Source organism: Sphingobium sp. FW305-3-2-15-F-TSA7 (assembly GCF_058787155.1).
The window spans coordinates 93,473-113,093 of the sequence record NZ_JBYSZM010000023.1 but is presented as its reverse complement, the minus strand read 5'-3'; the positions used below and the strand labels follow the sequence as shown (position 1 = coordinate 113,093).

The 19,621-nt window shown below is 64.8% G+C and carries 17 protein-coding genes; 9 read left to right on the top strand and 8 right to left on the bottom strand.

Annotated features, from left to right (window positions below; translation table 11 throughout):
* Positions 1-131: 131 nt before the first annotated feature.
* Together AC3WN8_RS18510 and AC3WN8_RS18505 are read right to left on the bottom strand one after the other, a co-directional pair.
* On the bottom strand, positions 132-326 hold the full coding sequence (locus AC3WN8_RS18510; RefSeq protein WP_492670944.1) for a hypothetical protein: 195 nt from the start codon (positions 324-326) through the stop codon (positions 132-134).
* Positions 323-730 carry a DUF983 domain-containing protein gene (locus tag AC3WN8_RS18505; protein WP_492670943.1) on the bottom strand — a complete coding sequence of 136 codons (408 nt, stop codon included), beginning with the start codon at positions 728-730 and terminating at the stop codon, positions 323-325. Before AC3WN8_RS18505 ends, AC3WN8_RS18510 begins: the two co-directional genes overlap by 4 nt.
* Before the next feature lie 93 nt (positions 731-823).
* Between AC3WN8_RS18505 and AC3WN8_RS18500 the strand changes: the two genes are divergently transcribed.
* The 4 genes from AC3WN8_RS18500 to AC3WN8_RS18485 all read left to right on the top strand — a co-directional run bounded on the left by AC3WN8_RS18500 (position 824) and on the right by AC3WN8_RS18485 (position 5,983).
* Positions 824-2,203, top strand: coding sequence for an aminotransferase-like domain-containing protein (locus AC3WN8_RS18500; protein WP_492670942.1), 1,380 nt, complete (start codon positions 824-826; stop codon positions 2,201-2,203).
* Between the two features lie 352 nt (positions 2,204-2,555).
* On the top strand, positions 2,556-4,115 hold the full coding sequence (guaA, locus tag AC3WN8_RS18495) for a glutamine-hydrolyzing GMP synthase (RefSeq protein WP_492670941.1): 1,560 nt from the start codon (positions 2,556-2,558) through the stop codon (positions 4,113-4,115).
* 254 nt (positions 4,116-4,369) lie between these two features.
* A complete protein-coding gene (locus tag AC3WN8_RS18490; RefSeq protein WP_492670940.1) occupies positions 4,370-5,158 on the top strand; it encodes a hypothetical protein in 789 nt (262 codons plus the stop codon).
* Between the two features lie 165 nt (positions 5,159-5,323).
* Entirely contained in the window at positions 5,324-5,983 is a 660-nt protein-coding gene (locus AC3WN8_RS18485; protein ID WP_492670939.1) for a hypothetical protein, read from the top strand.
* A 99-nt stretch (positions 5,984-6,082) separates the two neighbouring features.
* On the opposite strand, the gene AC3WN8_RS18480 is transcribed toward AC3WN8_RS18485, so the two are convergent.
* Positions 6,083-6,673, bottom strand: coding sequence for a hypothetical protein (locus AC3WN8_RS18480; RefSeq protein ID WP_492670938.1), 591 nt, complete (start codon positions 6,671-6,673; stop codon positions 6,083-6,085).
* Between the two features lie 363 nt (positions 6,674-7,036).
* Between AC3WN8_RS18480 and AC3WN8_RS18475 the strand changes: the two genes are divergently transcribed.
* On the top strand, positions 7,037-8,350 hold the full coding sequence (locus tag AC3WN8_RS18475) for a DNA cytosine methyltransferase (RefSeq protein ID WP_492670937.1): 1,314 nt from the start codon (positions 7,037-7,039) through the stop codon (positions 8,348-8,350).
* Here the strand turns inward: AC3WN8_RS18475 and AC3WN8_RS18470 are convergent.
* The 3 genes from AC3WN8_RS18470 to AC3WN8_RS18460 all read right to left on the bottom strand — a co-directional run bounded on the left by AC3WN8_RS18470 (position 8,273) and on the right by AC3WN8_RS18460 (position 13,723).
* Positions 8,273-12,370, bottom strand: a complete 4,098-nt coding sequence (locus AC3WN8_RS18470) for a bifunctional RecB family nuclease/DEAD/DEAH box helicase (RefSeq protein WP_492670936.1) — start codon at positions 12,368-12,370, stop codon at positions 8,273-8,275. The two genes, AC3WN8_RS18475 and AC3WN8_RS18470, sit on opposite strands and share 78 nt — an antisense overlap.
* A 247-nt stretch (positions 12,371-12,617) precedes the next feature.
* Entirely contained in the window at positions 12,618-13,397 is a 780-nt protein-coding gene (locus AC3WN8_RS18465) for an SDR family oxidoreductase (RefSeq protein WP_492670935.1), read from the bottom strand.
* Positions 13,394-13,723: a nuclear transport factor 2 family protein gene (locus AC3WN8_RS18460; RefSeq protein ID WP_492670934.1), complete on the bottom strand. Its 330-nt coding sequence runs from the start codon at positions 13,721-13,723 to the stop codon at positions 13,394-13,396. Before AC3WN8_RS18460 ends, AC3WN8_RS18465 begins: the two co-directional genes overlap by 4 nt.
* Positions 13,724-13,833: 110 nt before the next feature.
* Between AC3WN8_RS18460 and AC3WN8_RS18455 the strand changes: the two genes are divergently transcribed.
* From AC3WN8_RS18455 to AC3WN8_RS18440, 4 genes are all read left to right on the top strand, one after another.
* Positions 13,834-14,745, top strand: a complete 912-nt coding sequence (locus AC3WN8_RS18455; RefSeq protein ID WP_492670933.1) for a LysR family transcriptional regulator — start codon at positions 13,834-13,836, stop codon at positions 14,743-14,745.
* 115 nt (positions 14,746-14,860) lie between these two features.
* Positions 14,861-15,271 (top strand): YciI family protein, encoded by a 411-nt coding sequence (locus AC3WN8_RS18450; protein ID WP_492670932.1) that lies wholly within the window; start codon positions 14,861-14,863, stop codon positions 15,269-15,271.
* Positions 15,272-15,527: 256 nt separating this feature from the next.
* On the top strand, positions 15,528-16,208 hold the full coding sequence (locus AC3WN8_RS18445; protein WP_492670931.1) for a response regulator transcription factor: 681 nt from the start codon (positions 15,528-15,530) through the stop codon (positions 16,206-16,208).
* Entirely contained in the window at positions 16,205-17,584 is a 1,380-nt protein-coding gene (locus tag AC3WN8_RS18440) for a sensor histidine kinase (protein WP_492670930.1), read from the top strand. The genes AC3WN8_RS18445 and AC3WN8_RS18440 overlap by 4 nt, the downstream gene beginning before the upstream one ends.
* Here AC3WN8_RS18440 and AC3WN8_RS18435 read toward each other — a convergent pair.
* On the bottom strand, positions 17,575-18,780 hold the full coding sequence (locus AC3WN8_RS18435) for an MFS transporter (protein ID WP_492670929.1): 1,206 nt from the start codon (positions 18,778-18,780) through the stop codon (positions 17,575-17,577). The two genes, AC3WN8_RS18440 and AC3WN8_RS18435, sit on opposite strands and share 10 nt — an antisense overlap.
* The gene (locus AC3WN8_RS18430; protein WP_492670928.1) at positions 18,777-19,520 is read right to left on the bottom strand and encodes a 3-oxoacyl-ACP reductase family protein; all 744 of its coding nucleotides are present in this window, start codon (positions 19,518-19,520) and stop codon (positions 18,777-18,779) included. The genes AC3WN8_RS18435 and AC3WN8_RS18430 overlap by 4 nt, the downstream gene beginning before the upstream one ends.
* Positions 19,521-19,621: the final 101 nt, after the last annotated feature.

The following is a 19,621-nucleotide window of genomic DNA, read 5'->3' as shown; positions in this document are numbered from 1 at the left end:
CCCCCCCCAAACGCTCCCCCTAAAGGGGGCGAGGGAATTCATGCTATCCAGCCTAAGCCAATCGAAGTCCCGGACACCAATGAGCGCTCGCGGGGATGGCAGGGTAGAGGTTTGCCAGGCCCGTGCGGTCCCTAGTCCCGATGCCATGCAACCGCGCCGCCGCGGCGGCGGGCGATTCGGTCTTCTTGTGCGATCAGGGCGAGGGCGATTCTGACTTCGGCGAAATCGTCGCCTTCGCCCGAAGCGGCGCGTTTCGCCTCGTCGCCATAGCCGCGCGACGCCAAATAGGCGGCCGCGGCGTCGCGGGCACGTTCGATCGGGGTCATCGTTCTGGAACGTGCCAGCCGATCTGCCGGGCTTCGCGCGCCTTGTAGAAGAACTGGCTGCACACCAGCCAGCCCTTGAGCGGCCTGAGCGGCAAGGTGCAGGTCAGGAGGAGGAAGGGCAGCGACGTGACGAGATGGACCCAGAAGGGCGGCTGGAACAGGATCTCGATCATCAGCGCGACGACCACGGCGGGGACGCAGCCGAAGCAGATCACGAAGAATGCCGGGCCGTCGGCCGGATCGGCGAAGCCGTAATCCAGGCCGCAATGGTCGCAGCTTTCGCGCAGCGTCAGCAGTCCCGTGAACAGCGCACCCTGGCCGCAACGCGGGCATTTGCCGCGAATGCCGGTCTCGACCGGCTTCAGCGCCGGCCACTCCACCGCTTGCGTGTTCCCGTCTGTCATGCTCGATCGTCCCGACTCGTCGGATGCGGCGGTTTGCCGCACGGCGTGGAATTATGTATGGTGTCGATACCATGCAAAGTCAAGGTTTGAGACATGCAAAGCTGGGTGCCCGATCTGGCGGCGGAAGCCGCGCCTATCTATATGGCGATCGCCGGCGCGCTCGCGCGCGATATCGAGGCCGGCGTGCTCAAGCCCGGCGACCGGCTGCCCCCGCAGCGGACGCTGGCCGAGCGGCTGGCGGTCGATCTCACCACCGTGACCAAGGCTTATAATGAAGTGCGGCGGCTGGGCCTGATCGAAGGCGGCGGGCGGCGCGGCAGTTTCGTGCGTGCCGGGGTGGGCGGACAGGCCGAGGCGACCGGGGCGGTGCTGACCGATACCGGCATGAACCTGCCCCCCGAACCGCTGGCCGGACGCTTTGCCGCGCGCTTTCGCGAAGGGGTGGCGGAATTGCTGGCCGGGCCGGGGGCGGCCGGACGCTTTCAATATCAGCCGAGCGGCGGGGCGCAGGCGGATCGCGCGGCCGGTGCGGCCCTGCTCGCGGCGCGGGGAATCGATGCGAGCGAGGATAATGTGCTGGTCGCGAGCGGCGGCCAGAATGCACTCCATGCGATCCTGGGCACCATCTTGTCTCCGGGCGACGTGATCTGCGCCGGACGCTTCACCTATCCCGGGCTGCTGGCGCTGGCGCGGCGATTCGGCCTGATCGTCCGCGCGATCGATGCGGATGGCGAAGGGCTCGACCCGGATGCGCTCGACCAGGCGTGTCGCGTCACGCGCGCGCGCGCGATCTATGTCGTGCCGACCAACGACAATCCGACCGCGGCAACGATGGGCGAGGCGCGCCGCCGCGCGATCGCCGAGGTCGCGCGCGCGCACGACCTGATCGTCATCGAGGACGATGCCTATGGACTGTTGCCCGCCAAGCCCCTGCCGCCGATCGCCGGTTTCGCGCCCGAGCGGACCTGGCATGTGACGAGCCTGTCCAAGATCATCTCACCCGCGTTGCGCATCGCCTATCTGCGGGCGCCGTCGGCGCGGGGCGCCTGGCGGCTGGCGGCGGAGCTGCATGAGACCGCGGTCATGCCGCCCCCGGTGAATGCCGCATTGGCAAGCCTGTGGTTGCGCAATGGCAGCTTTGCGGCGCTGGTCGACGAGGTCCGCGCCGAGGCGGTGGCGCGGCAGGCGATCGCGGCCGATATCCTGCGCGATCTGGATTATGCGACGCATCCGGAGGGTTATCATCTCTGGCTGGCGCTTCCCGCGGGCATTGTCGCGGCCGATCTTGTCGGCGGATTGCGCCCGGCGGGGCTGTCGGTGGTGACCTCGGATGCCTTTGCGGCGGACGCGGGGACTATGGAGCGGGCGCTGCGCATCTCGATCGGCGGTGGCCTGTCACGCGAACGCCTCGCGCGGACGCTGCACATGCTGGATGCGATGCTCCAGGGCGGGGGCGGGGCGGCGATCGTCTGACAATCCTGGGGCCGGCAGGGTCTTGAAGTCGAGGGTTCACGCGGAGCCGCGGAGGTGAGAATGCCGGCTCGTCCGGCCCAACCGTTCGGGCTGAGCTTGTCGAAGCCCTGTCCTTCTTCTCTGCTTCGGTGTCCAAAAAGGGCAGGGCTTCGACAAGCTCAGCCCGAACGGTGATCAGGCTCCCCGCCGATCTGACCTACGTCTTCTCTGTCATTGAGATCCCGAACGGTATGTCCGCGCGGGACGGGCGAAGGGGATTATGCGAAGGGCGGGATTTTGCGAAACTGGACAGCGCGCGCTGTGCCACCTAGTGCCGCGCGCATCCCTTTCTCGCACAGGAGCCGCCGACTCGATGTCCGCAGATCATCAGGATTCCATCCTTATCGTCGATTTCGGAAGCCAGGTGACCCAGCTCATCGCCCGGCGGGTGCGCGAGTCCGGCGTCTATAGCGAGATCGCACCCTTCAATAACGCCGCCGAAGCGTTCGAGCGGCTGAAGCCCAGGGGCATCATCCTGTCCGGCGGGCCATCGTCGGTGATGTGGGACGACAGCCCGCGCGCGCCGCAGCATTTCTTCGACGCCGGCCTGCCCATTCTCGCCATCTGCTATGGCCAGCAGACGATGGCGCATCAGCTGGGCGGCACCGTCGCGCCATCGGACAGTCGCGAATTCGGCCGCGCCTTTATCGAGGTGATCGACGATTCGGCGCTGTTCGACGGGCTGTGGAGCGTCGGCGACACGCATCAGGTGTGGATGAGCCATGGCGACCGCGTCGAGGCGCTGCCCGACGGTTTCAAGATCGTCGCGCGTTCGGAAGGCGCGCCCTTCGCGATCGCGACCGACGAGGCGCGGCGTTTCTATTCGATGATGTTCCACCCCGAAGTCGTGCACACGCCCGATGGCGGCAAGTTGCTGGCGAATTTCGTCCGCCATGTCTGCGGCCTGCCCGGCGACTGGACGATGGCCGAGTTCCGCGAGACCAAGATCCAGCAGATCCGCGACCAGGTGGGCAAGGGCAAGGTGATTTGCGGGCTTTCCGGCGGCGTCGACAGCGCGGTCGCCGCGGTGCTGATCCATGAGGCGATCGGCGAGCAGCTGACCTGCGTGTTCGTCGACCATGGCCTGATGCGCAGCGGAGAGGCCGACCAGGTCGTCAGCCTGTTCCGCAATCATTACAATATCCCGCTGGTCCATGTGAGCTGCGAGACGCTGTTCCTCAACGGCCTCGCGGGCGAGACCGATCCGGAGAAGAAGCGCAAGTTCATCGGCAAGACCTTTATCGACGTGTTCGAGGCGGAGGCGCGCAAGATCGGCGGCGCCGAATTCCTGGCGCAGGGCACGCTTTATCCCGACGTGATCGAAAGCGTCAGCTTCACCGGCGGGCCGAGCGTGACGATCAAGAGCCACCATAATGTCGGCGGCCTGCCCGAACGCATGAACATGAAGCTGGTCGAGCCGCTGCGCGAGCTGTTCAAGGACGAGGTCCGCGCGCTGGGCCGCGAACTGGGCCTGCCCGACATCTTTGTCGGCCGTCATCCCTTTCCGGGGCCGGGCCTGGCGATCCGCATTCCGGGCGAAGTCACCAAGGAACGCTGCGACATCCTGCGCAAGGCCGATGCGATCTATCTGGAAGAGATCCGCAATGCCGGGCTGTACGATGCGATCTGGCAGGCATTCGCCGTGCTGTTGCCGGTCCGCACGGTCGGTGTGATGGGCGATCATCGCACCTATGATTCGGTCTGCGCGCTGCGCGCCGTCACCTCCACCGACGGCATGACCGCCGACGTCTACCCCTTCGACGCCAGTTTCCTGACCCGCGTCGCGACGCGGATCGTGAACGAGGTGAAGGGGATTAATCGGGTGGTTTACGATTATACGTCGAAGCCGCCTGGGACGATCGAGTGGGAGTAAACCGGAATCAATGATCGTCCTGGGGACGATCATCCGGTTTACTCGGCTCCGCAAGGAGCCGCAGAACGCGAGATAGAGAACGTCCGGGGGACGTTCGCCCGGTTCACTCGGCGCTGCAAAGCATCGCAAGGCCGGAAATAGCAGACGTCAGCCACCGTCCGCCCGACGCAATCTGCTCCATTCCCGACCATTCCCTCTCGCTTTCCATACCCTCTCTCGCCACACTCACCCGGATCGAAAAGGGGAGTTTGGAAATGAGGCTGCTGCTGATTGGGCTTTTGCTCGCCCTTGCGGGGTGCTCGCTGTCCGACTGGAACGAGCGGGTCTCCTCACCCGAGGATCGCGCCCTGGCGCTTCGAACGATCGACAGCCTTCGTTCCGGCAAGCTGGACACGCTGAAGGCGCATATGGAGCCCACGGTGTTTGCCCAGACCGTTGCAGGCAGGGATCAACTCGCGGCGTCACTGTCCGCCCCCGGCACGCCCGAACTCGTCACGGTGAGTTCCAACACCGTCTCGGACAGCCACGGCACTGTCACCACCAAGGCGCTGAATTATGAATTCGGTGCCGGGAAAACCTGGGTGGTCATGCAGATCGTGTTGCGGACGACGGCGCAAAGGCTGGAGGTGATCGGCTGGAACGTGAGGCCTGCGAACGCGCGCCCGTCGACCATCGGGGATTTTTCGTTCAGCGGAAAAGCCCCGATCCATTTCGCCTGGATCGCCGCGATGATCGCTTCGGTGCTCGTGATCCTGACGGCTCTTGTCCAGGGCGCTCGCAGCAAAGGCATCAAGCGTCGTTGGCTCTGGATGCTCGGCAGTGCTTTCGGCCTCGGCCAGTTCAGTCTGGATTGGGCGACGGGCGCCTGGTCGATCAAGCCGATCTATGTGTCGCTGCTCGGTGCCGGCTTCTTCAGACCTTCACCGTTCGATGCGTGGATATTGAGCTTCTCGCTGCCGATCGTCGCGGTCATATTCCTGATACGGCGGCGGAGCCTGATGGCTCAATCAGGGGATGGTGCAATTGATCCGCTCGTTGCGTAAGGCGCTAAATCGCGGCGATTATGTTGCGAGCTTGTTAAATATATGATTGCGTTGGGTCAGATGTGTGCCACGCACCTCGCGCGTCAGAAGGCGAGGTCGGACACAAAATCTTGATCCGATTATTTAGTAAACTGGCACCATAATTCGGTGGAAGGAGCGTGCGAGTTGAATAGGACATTGCGCGATCAATGCCGCAACCTGCTCGAAATGTGGCTGGCGCAGATTAAGAGCGGTCAGCCGATGTCGCCCTTCTTCATGAATCGCGAGTTCGAAGCAACGCTTGAGCACGTCTGTACGAAGTTGCAGGCAGAGGACGAACTCGGCGCGAGCCTTGTAGAAGAGCCCGCAATGGTTCTCGAACTGATTGTATCGGGAAACCCCGATTCCGGCGGCGACGCCTTTTCGCTCCTGCGCAAGTGGCTGGCGGGCGCGGTGGAGGTCGCGATCTGCGATCCCTATTTATTTCAGTTCCGCCCCACGGGCATGTTCACCAATGTGGAGGCTTATGTTCGGTCGCTCAAGGGCATCTTCCCGCAGTCGGTCAAGCGGATCGACCTTTACACAAATGGCTGGGCTAATGCCGTCAAAACGCCCGTGCTCGATGCGCTCAAGGATGGACGTCGTGTTCGCCACTTTAGTTCTGATGATCTGCATGATCGCTTCATTATAAAGGATCGCCGAGAGGCGAAGGCGATGGGAACCTCTTTTGGTGGTTTCGGAGCCAAGTTTTTTACGCTGCTAGATCTATCGCCCCAGGATTCTGTTGAGGTTCGAGCGCAGCTCAGCAGGCTTTGCCGTTTTCCCACGCAGCTCAACCGAGGTTGAAAATATTCTGGGACTGCGGTGACGGATTGCGGTAGCAGTGCACTTGATCACCTGCCCAGCAAGGTGGTGCACATATTAAGTACACTGTTGACAAAATGCTTAAACCTGATCCGAAAATGGGGTCATTCCATTAAGCTCGGCAATCGCAACCTCGCACTCGCGGATGATATCAGCCGTCATCTGAGGAAAGCTTCGTTCATCTAAAGGGTCAAGGTCGCCCTCGGTATTCGCATCTGTCCAGAACCGTAGATATTGATCAATCGTGAATTGCACTCGTCGCACTGCGGCGCGATGAACGAACGAGAGAGCCTTCCCATGCGCGATGGCCTCTGCAGCTATTGTGTGTACGTTACCTGCGACTTCAGCGAGACTGTAAAGCAAGGGGCGGTATTCTTTTGGCCAAGCCATTCCCGTACCGGGTTCTATTTCTTGTGCCGCCAGTGCCTTCTTTAGCAGTTTGCCGTATTCTTTAACGAGCAACGAGACTTCCGCGTCTCTCTCGACGACACGGTTACGATCTGCTAGCCAAGCGGCGCCCGCGATTGTGGTGGCAGCGCCAATAATCGCTCCGACCAGCGCGAACAGAGCTTCCTGTTTGACTCCGAATTTCACCATGAAGGTCAGCGCAAATCCCGTGGCCGAGGCGCCGACTGCGATCACGCACGCCAGCACGATGTCATCTTTTTTCACGGTGCCTCCTCCTAGGGTTACGCACAAGTAGCTTTTACACGCCTTTGACGCTGGCCGCAGATCACACGATCACGGACCCAATGTAACCAACTCGGTAACATGCGTACTTCCACTATCAGGTTCGATCAGCGAAGTCGTGAACACCTGCAACTAGACCGCATTTTGACAGGCAGGCACTGGAGTCGGCTGCCGTCGAGCGGGCTCATCCACGAGGAGGCCCCTGACGATATCGATTCCTTCAAGTTTTCGTTCTATCTTGAGGGTTAGCAGATATCCAAGAGCATTTCTCGTCACGGTTCAGATTTCGCGAGCTCCGCCGGGAAGCCTGTGTTAGGCTTGACAAAAGGGAAAAGTGGGAACGCGATGAAAAGCCGGTCTAAGACCAGCGCGAAGCTGACACTGATTTCACTCTACACCGGCGCGGGCGGCCTCGATCTCGGCTTCGAGGCGGCGGGATTTTCGACGAAGGTCGCCGTCGAACTCGATGCGAACGCACGGGCAACCCTTCGGGACAACCGCCCCGCTTGGAAGCAGCCGGAGCAGGGCGACGCGCTGAAACTCGACGCGGGCGACCTGCTCAAGCTCGCCGGGCTGGAGCGGCGACAGGTCGACGCGCTGATTGGCGGACCGCCGTGCCAACCATTCTCGAAGTCCGCCTTCTGGGCCGCGGGCACCACCCGTCGGCTGGACGATCCGCGCGCGCGAACGCTTGGCGTCATGCTCGACTTGGCGGAGGCGATCCTTCCACGCGTGCTCGTGATTGAGAACGTTAGAGGAATAGCCTACCGGGAGAAGGACGAGGCGATGAAGCTCGTCGAGGAAAGGCTGGCGCAGATCAACGAGCTTCACGGCACCTCCTACATGACGACGGTCTGCTATCTCCAGGCCACAGATTTCGGCGTTCCGCAGATCAGGGAGAGGGCGTTCCTAGTCTCATTCCGCGATGGCGACAACTTCGAGCCGCCCGACCCCATCACCGGCGAGGGATTGACGCGTCCGGTCGCGACCGCATGGGACGCGATCGGCGACCTGGCGCCCGAACCTGAACTGGTCAAAAAGCTAGCGACGCGCGGAAAGTGGGCCAAGCTGCTGCCGTCGATCCCCGAAGGCCAGAACTACCTATGGCACACCGACCGGGGCGATGGCCTGCCGCTGTTCGGCTGGCGGACCCGCTTCTGGTCGTTCTTGCTCAAGCTTGCCAAGGACAGGCCCGCATGGACGATTCAGGCCGATCCCGGCCCGGCCACTGGCCCGTTCCACTGGGATAGCAGACTGCTCTCCATCGCTGAGATGGCAAGACTTCAGAGCTTTCCGTCAGGCTACCGGTTCACCGGGGAATACCGGGCGGCGCGCCGGCAGATAGGAAACGCCGTTCCGCCGGCGCTGGGCGAGGCCGTGGCGCGCCGTATTGCCGCAACGCTGCAGAAGAAGAAGTATTCGCCTAAGCTCACGCTCGCGATCGCCTCGCGCGGCAAGCCGCCCCCCGCCGTCAAGCCGGCCGTGGTGCCGCCCGAGTTCCGCGGCATGGTTGGCAAGCACGCGGCGCACCCAGGCACCGGCATGGGGCCAGCGGCCGTGCTCAGGCCGGCACCGGAAGCGTCAACCGCGGAGCGAGGGGGCAAGGACTCTGACCCGCATGCCAGCGACATCGGTCACGAAAAGCGTGCGGCTGCATAGGTTGCGCAGTGACTTCCAGAGCATCGCCGATTCATAGTCCTCGAGGTCAGACGGGACGTGGTCGAGCAGGGTTTCGGCACAGACGACGATGAGCCGCTCCTGCGTGCGCGAGAAAGCGACGTTCGCCCGGTTCAGGTTGAGGATGAAACTCGCGGCCGCGCCAATCGCGTGCGGGTCGCTCTCGGTGCCTGACACGATAATGACCGGGCGTTCGCCGCCCTGGACCTTCTCGACCGTGTCGATGATCGACGCCGCACGCGCGAACGGCTCTAGCCGCCCCTTAAGTAGCGCGCGCTGAGCTCGGTGAGGAGTGATGACCGCAACGGAGTTATCCGCGAGTTCGCCACGCGAGCGCAGGATCGTCTCGATGAGCTGGGCCTCGAGGGGATTGCTCTGCCGCGAACCACGCTCGTCATGAACCACCAGTATCAACCCCTCACCCTCGCGCCAGATGTCGTCCCAAGCGCCGACCACCGGTGAAGGGACGTGCGCGTGGTCACGGTCGGGGCCCTCGAGTTCGATGTTGTCCAGGCCGCCGTATATGCGTGAGATTAGCTCGCGAATGATCGGCGGCAGGCGGAACGTGTAGGTCAGGGGTGACTGGAGAGATTCCGTCCGCAACGGCCTGCTCTCGGTGATGATCCTCAGCACCGCCTCGTAGGCACTCTTGAACGGCTGGTAGTGCTGCGCCGGCGGGCGATCCTCGTTGTCCCAGTCGTGCGAGACTATTGGTGCGAGCTGCCGGTTGTCGCCCGCCAGCATGATCTCGCCATCCGGCTTCACCACAGTCGCGAGTGCCAGGAAGTGCGGGAAGACCATCATGCTCGCCTCATCGACGACAAGCGCATCTGCCATGAATCCACCCGCCTGCTCCACATACGGCTTTTTCTGCGAAAGCTCCCTGGCCATCTTCAGAATCGCGTTTGTAGTGCCACCGATCACGACCGCACCTTGTGCGCGCCAATTCTTTACGCGCGTCGCGCACGACGTTGCCGAGAAGTTGCTGATCGCGTCGATGTCGGTCGGGGCGGTGCTGCTATGAACGCGTGTCAAGGCAACCTCGGGCATCGAGATGCCTTGAAGCGCGGCCTCGGCACGGAATGAATCACGATATCGCAGCAGGCGCTGCATCAACGTCTCAACGGCCAGGTTCGTGTGGGCCGACACTAGGATCACGGATCCCGGACCCAGTCTCGCGGCAATCCGCGCGTAGATGGACGCGGCGGTGGTGACCGTCTTGCCTGTGCCCGGTGGTCCCTTGAGGAGCTGGACACGCGTCGAGATGCCGTCGCGAACCGCCTCGGCCTGGTCGGCGTTCAGCGATGACGAGGCGAGTGCGTGCGGGACCTGCCAAGACGAGAGCAGCGCGGTGATGCGCTCCATGCGTGCCGGAGGGATGGGTGGCAGGGCGGGGATGCGCGGGCGCGACGGCTCGAACCATTCGAAGACATGGCTGCCACGCGCACTCGACAATCGGTCCTCGACATTGCCGGCTACGAAGTCGGACGGGCTTTCGTCCACCGACGCAAAGTCGAACACCGCCTCCCCGGGGTTCGGACTTCTACTGGCGAGTACGTAGGTCCCGCCACGGCCGACGAGTGGCTTCATCCGGATGAAGCCGTTCACCCAATCGACGTCGTCGACCACGCAAGTCGAACCGCCGATGGTCAGTTGTCGAAGCGTCTGCCCACGCATCACGTCGCCGGAACGCGGGCTGAGACGCACGAACGAGCCGGCGTCTATCGACGTGCGCAGCGAGATCTCGCCCGGCGTCAGCCCGAACGGGGCCACGTCGAAGTCCGCTACGATCGTCCTGTCCCACTCGGTGCGGACGTCTCGGACGGCGATGGTGCGCCCTGACTGGACACGGGCGGACAGCGGCTTGATGTTGGCGGTGAGCCAGTCGGTCATCCCGACGTGGTGGTCGAGCTTGAGGAAGTCGATGCCGGCCCGCGCCGTCGTGTCGATGCCGAGTTCGAATTCTTGGAGGCGCGCGACCTCGAGCGGGGGCTTGTCGATCTCCTCATTCTTGAAGCGGATCCGCTCGTCGAGCCAACGTAGCGCATGAACGCGCGCGTGCAGGTAGCTGCGAATCACTCCAGGCGCCTCGGCCCGGCGATAGCGGTCGATCGCCGCGCGCGTGCGTTGATCCGCGACATTGGTTGGCAACGACCTCCAAACCGCGCGCCAATACGGAGCACTTAGCGTGTCGTGGAATCTGCTTCGGATCTCAAAGCGCCGACGCGTCGAGCCGGGCGCGTTCGCAGCTGTCCAGTTGCCGGCGGCGTCTACGTCTAGCGTGCTGCGGAAGTCGAAGATGTCCTGCTCGAACACGCGGTCGAGTTCGAGGGGCGCGCCGGTAACGGTCCGCGTCCAATGATACCGCTGACCGAACCAGGTGAGCGACGTTGCGACGGCTAGGCCTCGACCGGTCCATCCGAGCGCGAACCGGTCATCTACCTCGTCCTGGATGCAGGAAAATATCAGCTGCTCGAGGTTCTGCCGCGAACCGAGTAGCTCGCGCAGGTGCGACAGCAGCGTCGAGCCCGCCCGAGTGCACGCTTCGACGAGCTGCGTCATCTCCGAACGCGAGTAGACGTAGAAGTGGATCGGGACGGACGGTGCATCCGCTACCGTCGCGATCGCCTCGATGAGGTCGTATAGGAACTGCTGGATCATCTGGCGTTCGGCGCCGGTGTCTTGGTCGCCGATGCCGGACCACGGCGCCGTCTGGAAGTGCATGACGTCGCGCCCGCTGACCTCGGACAGGACAACGTCGCCGCCGCCCGGGCTCTCTACGGCCTCCGCGATCCCGGGCACTGGCCGGAAGTCTGCGCCCCACGGCGTATGGATCTGCCCGGTGCTGTTCGTCACGTGCGCCGCGAGCGCGCCAACGCGGTTCTCAGTGTAGTCGTAGTCAACCTCCATGTAGACGCGGACAAGCCGCTGCCCGTTCATGTCGTGCCTTGGTAGCTGGCCTTGGCCGGAGTGGGGCAGCGACTGGACCTGGTAGTCGCGCGGATCGTCGTCGCCGCGCGGCAGCGTGGAGCGCCGTGCACTGGCGAGCGCGACGAGCTGGTTGAGATCTGCGTCGAAGCCGGGAGCGCGCCTGACTTGCTCGCCCACCGATGAGGCCGGATCGAGATCCGCCAGCCTGTCGATGGTGGGTACGCCGACGCTCCGCAGAATCCGGCAGGTCGTTGGCGCGATGCCGACGAGTTCGAGCCGGCGCTGCCTCGCGCTCTCGGGCAAGCAATGCACGCTGAATACGCATCCGTCACACTTGGAATCGAGCTGAAAGTCGAGAATGTCGAGGTCGCGATCGACGACGGTGGCGAGGAGCCCCTCGTCGCTCAGCATCCGCTCGACATCGGCGAGTTCGGTGTCGAGGTTCAGGGCCTGCCGGGCAAGCATGTCCTGCGGTTCGTTCGTGGATTCATCGATGCGGACGACCGTTCCCTCCACTGCGTCGACATCGAGGACAAGGCCCGCGACCATAAGAGGCGCGGCCGAGAGACGCTGGCGGATAAGCAGCAGATATGCGGCGAGCTGGATGCGGTGATAGGTACGGTCCTTACGGCTCGCCTTGCCCTCGACGATCCTCAGCCGCGGCACGCCATCGTCCCAAAGCAGCACCACGAAGTCCATGCGGCCCTCAAGGTCGAAGCGTCCGACCCGTCCGGCCACCTGGACCTCGCGGCAGTAGACCGGAACGCCCGGCACGGCTGTCGCGACGGCGGCCTCGAACGCCGCCCATGGGACGACGTTAGTTTCCGGATGGGCCGCTGCTCCCAGTGCACCCACGCCCTGCGCGGCGAGGGCGCGCTCCCAGGCATGCTCAGCCTCCTCGCCGACCGCCTGAAGCACCGGATCCAGACTGTTGAAAAGACGCTCGGAGAAGGGAACAGCCCGGGCAAGGGTCCGATTGGAGAGCCCGAGCTTGAAGCGCCGCTCGCATGACTGGAAGCGGATGAACTCGCCGATCTCGCTGACGCGGATCGCAACTGGAGAAACCGGCACCCTTTACTCCCCCTACGCGCGCCATAAGGCGTTTGTGATTAGTTTTCTGCAATGTTCGCAGTGTGCAGGCGAACTAAGCGAGAGTCCAAGAAAACAAGCATCCAATTCGGAGAGTTGGGAATTTCGGTGACACTGCACTCAATAAGAAGGCAGCTTAAAATAGGCCATGCGCTGGACACCTCCGAGTTTAGTCCCCTCTCACCATAATTTAATAGACCTGCATCCACCAAGCCCTGGCTGCGCTCTATCAAACCGTCGGCACCGTCCCCCCGTCGATCACATATTCAGCACCCGTGATCGTCCCGGCACGATCCGACGCAAGGAAGGCGATCAGGCTGGCGACTTCCTCCGGCTTCGAGGGCCGGCCGATCGGGATTCCGCCGAGCGACTCCATGATCATCCTTTTGCCCTCTTCGATATCGGCGCCATGCTCCGCGGCCAGCCGGGTTGCCAAGCCCACCGACGCCTCGGTCTCGATCCAGCCGGGCGACACGCGCACGACGCGGACGCCCTTGGGCGATACCTCCTTGGAGAGGCTCTTGCTATAGGTCGACAGCGCCGCCTTGGCGGCCGCATAGGCCGTGGTCGCCTCGGGCAGGGGCAACTGGCGCTGGATCGAGCTCACATGGATCACGACGCCGTTGCCGCGCGCTGCCATATCCGGAACGAGTTCGCGATCGAGGCGCACCGCCGGCATCAGGTTGAGATCGAGTTCCCGCTGCCATTGCGCATCGTCGAGGGCGGCGAAGCCGCCGGCGGGCGAGGACGAGCCGCCGAGCATATGGACGATAATGTCGACGCCGCCCAGACGCTCGCGCACGGCGTCGGCCAGGATCGCGCAATCCTCGGCGCGGGTGAGGTCCGCGGCGACGAAGTGCGCCGCGTCCAGCGTGTCGGGCTTCGTCCGCGCCGTTGTCAGGATGTTGGCGCCCAGCTGCTGGAACAGCGCCACCGTGGCGGCGCCCGCGCCGCGCGTGCCCGACGTGATCAGCGCGCGCTTGCCGGTGAGATCGACGAACGGGGTCATGCCGTGATCTCCAGCTCGGCGATGCTGTCGCCATCGAGGACGAAGGCGTAGCGCAGGTCGAGGGGGCTGCCGGGGAAGTCGCCGACGCAATGGCTGGTGACGATCGTCCGGCCGCCGTCTTCGGCGATCGCGACCGGCTCGGCGGTGTAGCTGTATTTCGATGCGGTCTCGGTCTTCCACCGGCCGATCGCGTCGCGCCCCGCATAGGTGTGGCCATCGTCCCTGACGATCGCCGCCGGGGTGAAGCATGCGGCGAACGCCTCGGCGCCCTGCGCCTTGTCCGCCTCGAAATAGTCCGCGATTGGTTTTGGCAATTCGATCGCCATGTGCTGTCTCCTGACGAAGCGGGCTGCTCCGTGCTGTCACCAATCTAGCTATCGACAAGCACGCCGATAATCGGGACAAAGGTGGATGAAGCGTTGCGATTAGCGGGATAATGATGCGGCAGGGTCTGGTCGAACTGGATGCGGTTCTTGCGATCGCGCGACGCGGGTCGTTCCGCGCCGCGGCGCTGGAACTCGACATGTCGACGACCGCGCTCAGCAATGCGATCGGCAAGCTGGAGCGCGCGCTGGGCGTGCGCCTGTTCAACCGGACGACGCGCAGCGTTTCGCTGACCGATGCCGGGCGGCGCTTTGTCGGGCAGGTCGGGCCCGCGCTGCAGGACATTCACGACGCGATGAACGCCGCGCGGTCGCAGCAGGAGACGCCGTCGGGCGTGCTCAGGATCAATGCCTTTGCGACGGGCGCGCGCGAAATCCTGTCGCCGCTGATCCTGAAATATCTGCGGCTTTACCCGCAGGTGCATATCGATCTCGTCACCGAGGGGCGGCTGGTCGATGTCGTCGCCGACGGGTTCGATTTCGGCGTCCGGGCCGGGGATCTCGTGCCCAGCGACATGATCGCGGTGTCGCTGGGGCCGGCGCGGCGCAATAAGGTGGTCGGATCGCCGGCCTATTTCCGGAAACACGGCAAACCGCTGGTTCCGCCGGACCTTCTGCGTCACGCGTGCATCCGCGTCCGGCTGCCCAATGGCGCGCCCTATCGCTGGCAGTTCGAGAAGGATGGCCAGCCCGTGCAGATCGACGTCGCCGGGCCGATCACGCTCGACGAAGCGAGCCTGTCGCGGATCGCCGTGCTGGAGGCGATGGGCATCGGCTATGTCATGGAATCCGACGTGCGGGACGATCTTGCGGCCGGGCGGCTGGAGGCCGTGCTGGAGGACTGGACGCCGCCGCTCGCGCCGCTGTCGCTCTATTATCCCGGCAGGCGACATCCATCCGCCGCGTTCAAGGCCTTTATCGACCTTGCCCGCGATTTCTCGAAGGAAGCCACTGGAGCGAGATAGTCGGCTGGTGAAGGCCCCCCCGATTAAAATTTGCCCAACCCTGTCGATTTCCGACACACTGGTTCGTCGTCCCGATGCCAGGCCGATGCGGCCGGCTGAGACAAGGAGACAGACGATGCGGGTGATGGTGTTCGTGAAAGCGTCCGAGGACAGCGAAAAGGGCGCGGCGCCGACGATGGAGGCGTTCGAGGCGATGGAGCGGTTCAACGAGGAGCTGGCCAGTGCCGGCGTCCTGCTGGCCGGTGCGGGCCTCAAGTCCAGCGCCGAGGCGAAGCGCATCGTCTATGACGGGCCCGCCCGCACCGTCACCGACGGGCCGTTCGCCGAGACGCGCGAGCTGGTCGCCGGCTTCTCGATCTGGGAGGTCAAGGACATGGACGAGGCCGTGGCCTGGGCGAAGCGCTGCCCCAATCTGATGCCGGGGCGCAGCGAGGTGGAGATCCGGCCGTTCCTGGAGGAGACCGACATGGCCGAGCTTCTGGGCGCGCTCGGCGACGGGGCGCGCGAGACACTCGGCGTCGCCTGACGTCGCCGGCCGGGGCCGGCGCCGCCCGTGCGGCTCTGGCGGGGCCGGTAAGGCGGGCGCGCGCCTTTCTTACGGCCCGCGCGATGACAGTTTCGCTCAATGGAGATGTGTTAGGGATCGCCCGCGCCGGGACTGTGCGCTGGAGCATGCTGTGATCCGCCGGAAGCGGATCGCAGCATGCTCCAGGCTTTTGTTTTGTCGCGATTTTCGAGTCGTTCGATGAGTCCATCGAACTATAAATCGCTCTAGGAGAGGCATGTCCATGCGGGTGCTGCTGGTCGAGGATGAACGGGATCTCGCGGACGCCCTGAAGACCGTCCTGAACCAGCACAGGATGGTCGTGGATCATGCACGCGACCTGTCCGAAGCCGCATTCGTCCTGAACGACGCGGTCTATGACGTGGTCATCCTCGACCGGCGGCTGCCCGACGGGGACGGGCTCTCGCTGATTCCCGCCATACGATCGCGGGGCAATACCGTGCCCGTGCTGGTGCTGACGGCGCTGGACGATCTTGCGGATCGCGTCACCGGGCTGGATGGCGGCGCGGACGATTATATCGGCAAGCCCTTCGCATTCGAGGAGCTGCTGGCCAGGATCCGGGCGCTGTCCCGCCGGCCGGCGGCGTTGCAATCGGATATCGTGACCGCCGGCCGCCTGTCGTTCGACCTGGTGCATCGCGAAGCCAGTATTTCGGGCGTGTCGATGACATTGCCGCGTCGCGAATTGCTCGTGCTCGAGGCGCTGGTCCGCCGCATGGGGCGGATGGTGCTGCGGACGGTGTTGATGGAAGCGGTGTTCGGGCTCGACGACGAAATCCAGTCGAACGCGCTCGACACCCATATCTCGCGCGTCCGCCGCAAGCTGCTCGATGCCGAGGCGGGCGTGATCATCAACGGCATTCGCGGCGTGGGATATCTGTTGCGGGAAACGCCATGAGCGCGGGCGGCACCCCGTCCTTCAAATGGCGTCTCGTCCGCTGGCTGATGATCTTCGAGGCCGGGGCGATCACGCTGGTCGTCGCCGTCGCCGTCGCGCTGCTATGGGGGACGGGCTATCTCATCGACGGTTATGAGAATGGCAATATCGACGTTCTGAAGGACGCCATCATACGCGGTCCGCGCGGCGAGCTGGTCCTGAGCGAAACCCCGGAGCTCACGCGGCTGCGCAAGGAAGCGGGCGATATCTGGTTCATCGCGCGGGACGGCGCGGGCCATAGCCTGTCGGAAGGGACGGTGCCCGCCGCATTCGCGTTCGCGACCGCCGGGCTCGGCCGGATGAACGATGCGCGCTTCAGGCTTTCGCCCGACAAGAATGCGCGACCCGAGGCCATCGTCAAATGGGTGGAAGCGCCCGCAGGCAATGTCCAGATCTTCACCGGAACCGAAGGGCATCTGACTCTCGCCCGCCTGCTGCTCGGCACCTCGGGGGCCTTTCTTTCCATCTTCGTGCCGATGCTGTTGCTGCTGGCGCTGGCGACCGTCATCGTCACGCCGATCGTCGTCCGGCGCATGCTGGCCGGGCTGGCGCAGGCGGCATCCAATGCGGCGCGCATCGAATTCGACCGGCGCGGCGTGCAGATGCCGGTGGACGATATCCCCGGGGAATTCCTGCCGCTGGTCAGGGCGGTCAACGACGCCCTTATCCGCCTGGACGAAGGATATCGGCGTCACAAGCGCTTCCTGGCGCAGGCCGCGCATGAGCTGCGCACGCCGATCGCCATATTGAACACCAGAGTGGCAGCGCTGCCCTTCACCAGCGAGAAAGCGCGTCTGACCGAGGATGCGGCCCGGCTTGCCGTGCTCGCCGGGCAATTGCTCGATCTCCAGCGGCTCGACCAGCGAACCGATACATTCTCATCCATCGATCTGGGCGCATTGGCCCGGCGCGTCGTCGTCGATCTGGCGCCGCTCGCCTTTGCCGCGGGATATGACGTGTCGTTCGAACCCGGCGATGACGGTGTCGCGGTCCTCGGCGATCATTCCTCGCTGGAGCGGGCGCTGATGAATCTGGTGCAGAATGCGATCGAGCATGGCGGGCGGCAGGGGAAGATCACCGTTCGCGTGACGGCGCCGGCAAGGATGGAGGTCTGCGACGAAGGCAGCGGCATTCCGCCCGAACAGCGCGAACAGATTTTCGAGCCGTTCAGCCGGCTGCATCCGGAGGGCAGGGGGGCTGGCCTTGGCCTCAGCCTGGTCCGGGAAATCGTCCAGCTCCATGGCGGTCAGGTCGTCGCCGTCGACGGATCGTCGGGCGGCGCATGCCTGCGGATCGACCTTCCGCCGGCAACCGATGATGCGGATGGTCAGCGGTAACGTGCCGCCGGCCCGGCCTCGACGGGATCGCGCCGGCCGAGCCATATGACGATCATCGCCGCGCCGGCGGCCAGCATCGTGAACGCCGCGGTGCCGCCGCCCAGCGCGCTCAATCCCGAAACCTCGATCAGGGCGCCGCCCGCCAGCGCGCCGACGGCGATGCCGAGATTGCAGGCCGCGATGTTGAGCGACATCGCGAAGGCGGGTGCACGTTCGCCGGCGCCGAGGACGCGGATCTGGCAGAGAATGAAGCCGGCGGCATGCGCCGCGCCCCAGATCGCCAGCAGGGGCAGGAAGAGTCCGCTCCCGGCGCCCAGCAACGAGATCGCGCCGACCGCCAGAGTCACGATCAGCAATGCTCCGACAGTGCCGGCTATCGGCCAGCGGCCGGCGACGCGGCCGCCCAGATCGTTGCCGATCAGCCCGATGGCGCTGAACCCCATCAGGAGCAGCGCGACCTGAGCGCCATGATATCCGGCCCCGATTTCCAGGATCGCGGCCAGATAGGCATAGGATGCGAACATGGCGGCGAAGCCGGCTGCCGACAGGACGAGATGGCCGATAAAGACCGGCGACCGCAGGATCGCGGCTTGCCGGCCGATGCCGGAATCCCGGCGCGGTGCGATCACGGGGAATTTGAGCGACAGGACCGCCGCACCCGCCAGCGCGAGCAGGCCGAGACCGGCAAAGACCGCGCGCCAGTCCGCCGCGGCGCCCAGCGCGACGCCGGCGGGAACGGCGACCACCAGTCCGGCGATGGTGCCGATATTCACCCGGGCGATTGCCCGGGCCTGGCGGCGGGGGCCCGCCAGGCCGGCAATCGCTCCGGCGCCGACGCTGATGAAGACCGGAAGCGCCGCCCCCTCGACGATGCGGACGACCCAGAGCAGATCGTGGCGGGCGACGGCCGCCGCGACAAGATTGCCGACGCCGAAGATCGCGGCGACCAGCGCCAAGATGCGGCGCGGTTCGAAGCGTGCCACGGCCAAAGTGAGTGGCGGGCCGAGCAAGGCGGCGGAGAAGGCGAAGGCGGAGACGAGACCGCCCGCACCCGCCAGGCCGATCCCGAGGTCGTGCGCCATGGACGGCAGCAGGCCGACGACCACGAACTCGATCGCCACCACGATGGCGGTGACCGCCGCCAGAAGCGGGACGGCGAGTCCGAGGGCATCACGGCCGGCTGCCACCTGCGTCATGCATTCGCCCCGCCATCGATGGTGAAGCCCGCGCCGTTGGCGAACCGGCCTTCCTCGCCGGCCAGCCATGCGACCATGCCGGCGATATTCTCCGGCTTGCCATATTCGGGGATAGGCATCCGGCCCCGCTGCGCGTCGGCGGCTTCGCCCGTTGCCGGGTTCATGTCGGTGTCGGTCGATCCCGGATGCACCAGGTTCACGGTGATCCCGCGCGGCCCCAGATCATGTGCCAGGCCGCGCGTGAAGCTGAGCAAAGCCGATTTGGACGCCGAATAGAGCGTCAGGTCAGGCATCGGCACGCGATCCGCCAGATTGCTTCCGATCGTGATGATCCGTCCGCCCCTCGGCAGATGAGCGACCGCCGCCTGGGTTGCGAGGAAAACGCCGCGGACGTTGACCGCCAGCGTCTGGTCGATGTCCGCGAGCGTCCAGCCCTCGATCGGGCCGTAGCCGCGAACGATCCCGGCATTGTTGACCAGGATGTCGAGGCCGCCCAGCCCGGCGGCGGCGCGATCGACGGCGGACTTCACCGCAGCCGGGTCCGCGCTGTCCGCTGCGATGGCGAGGCCCTTGCGGCCCAGCGCTTCGATCTGCGCGACCACGGCCTGGGCCAGATCGGCCGACTTCTCATAGGTGATGGCGACGTCCGCTCCGTCGCGGGCGAGCCGCAGGGCGATGGCGGCGCCGATTCCGCGACTGCCGCCGGTGACGAGTGCGCGCTTTCCTTCGAGATGCAACATTGGCGTTCCTTTCTGTGTCGATCGATACAGAATTACTGCCTGTCCGCGTGGACAGGCATTGTCAAATGAATTATCTAATGATCGATACAAAAGGGATTGCG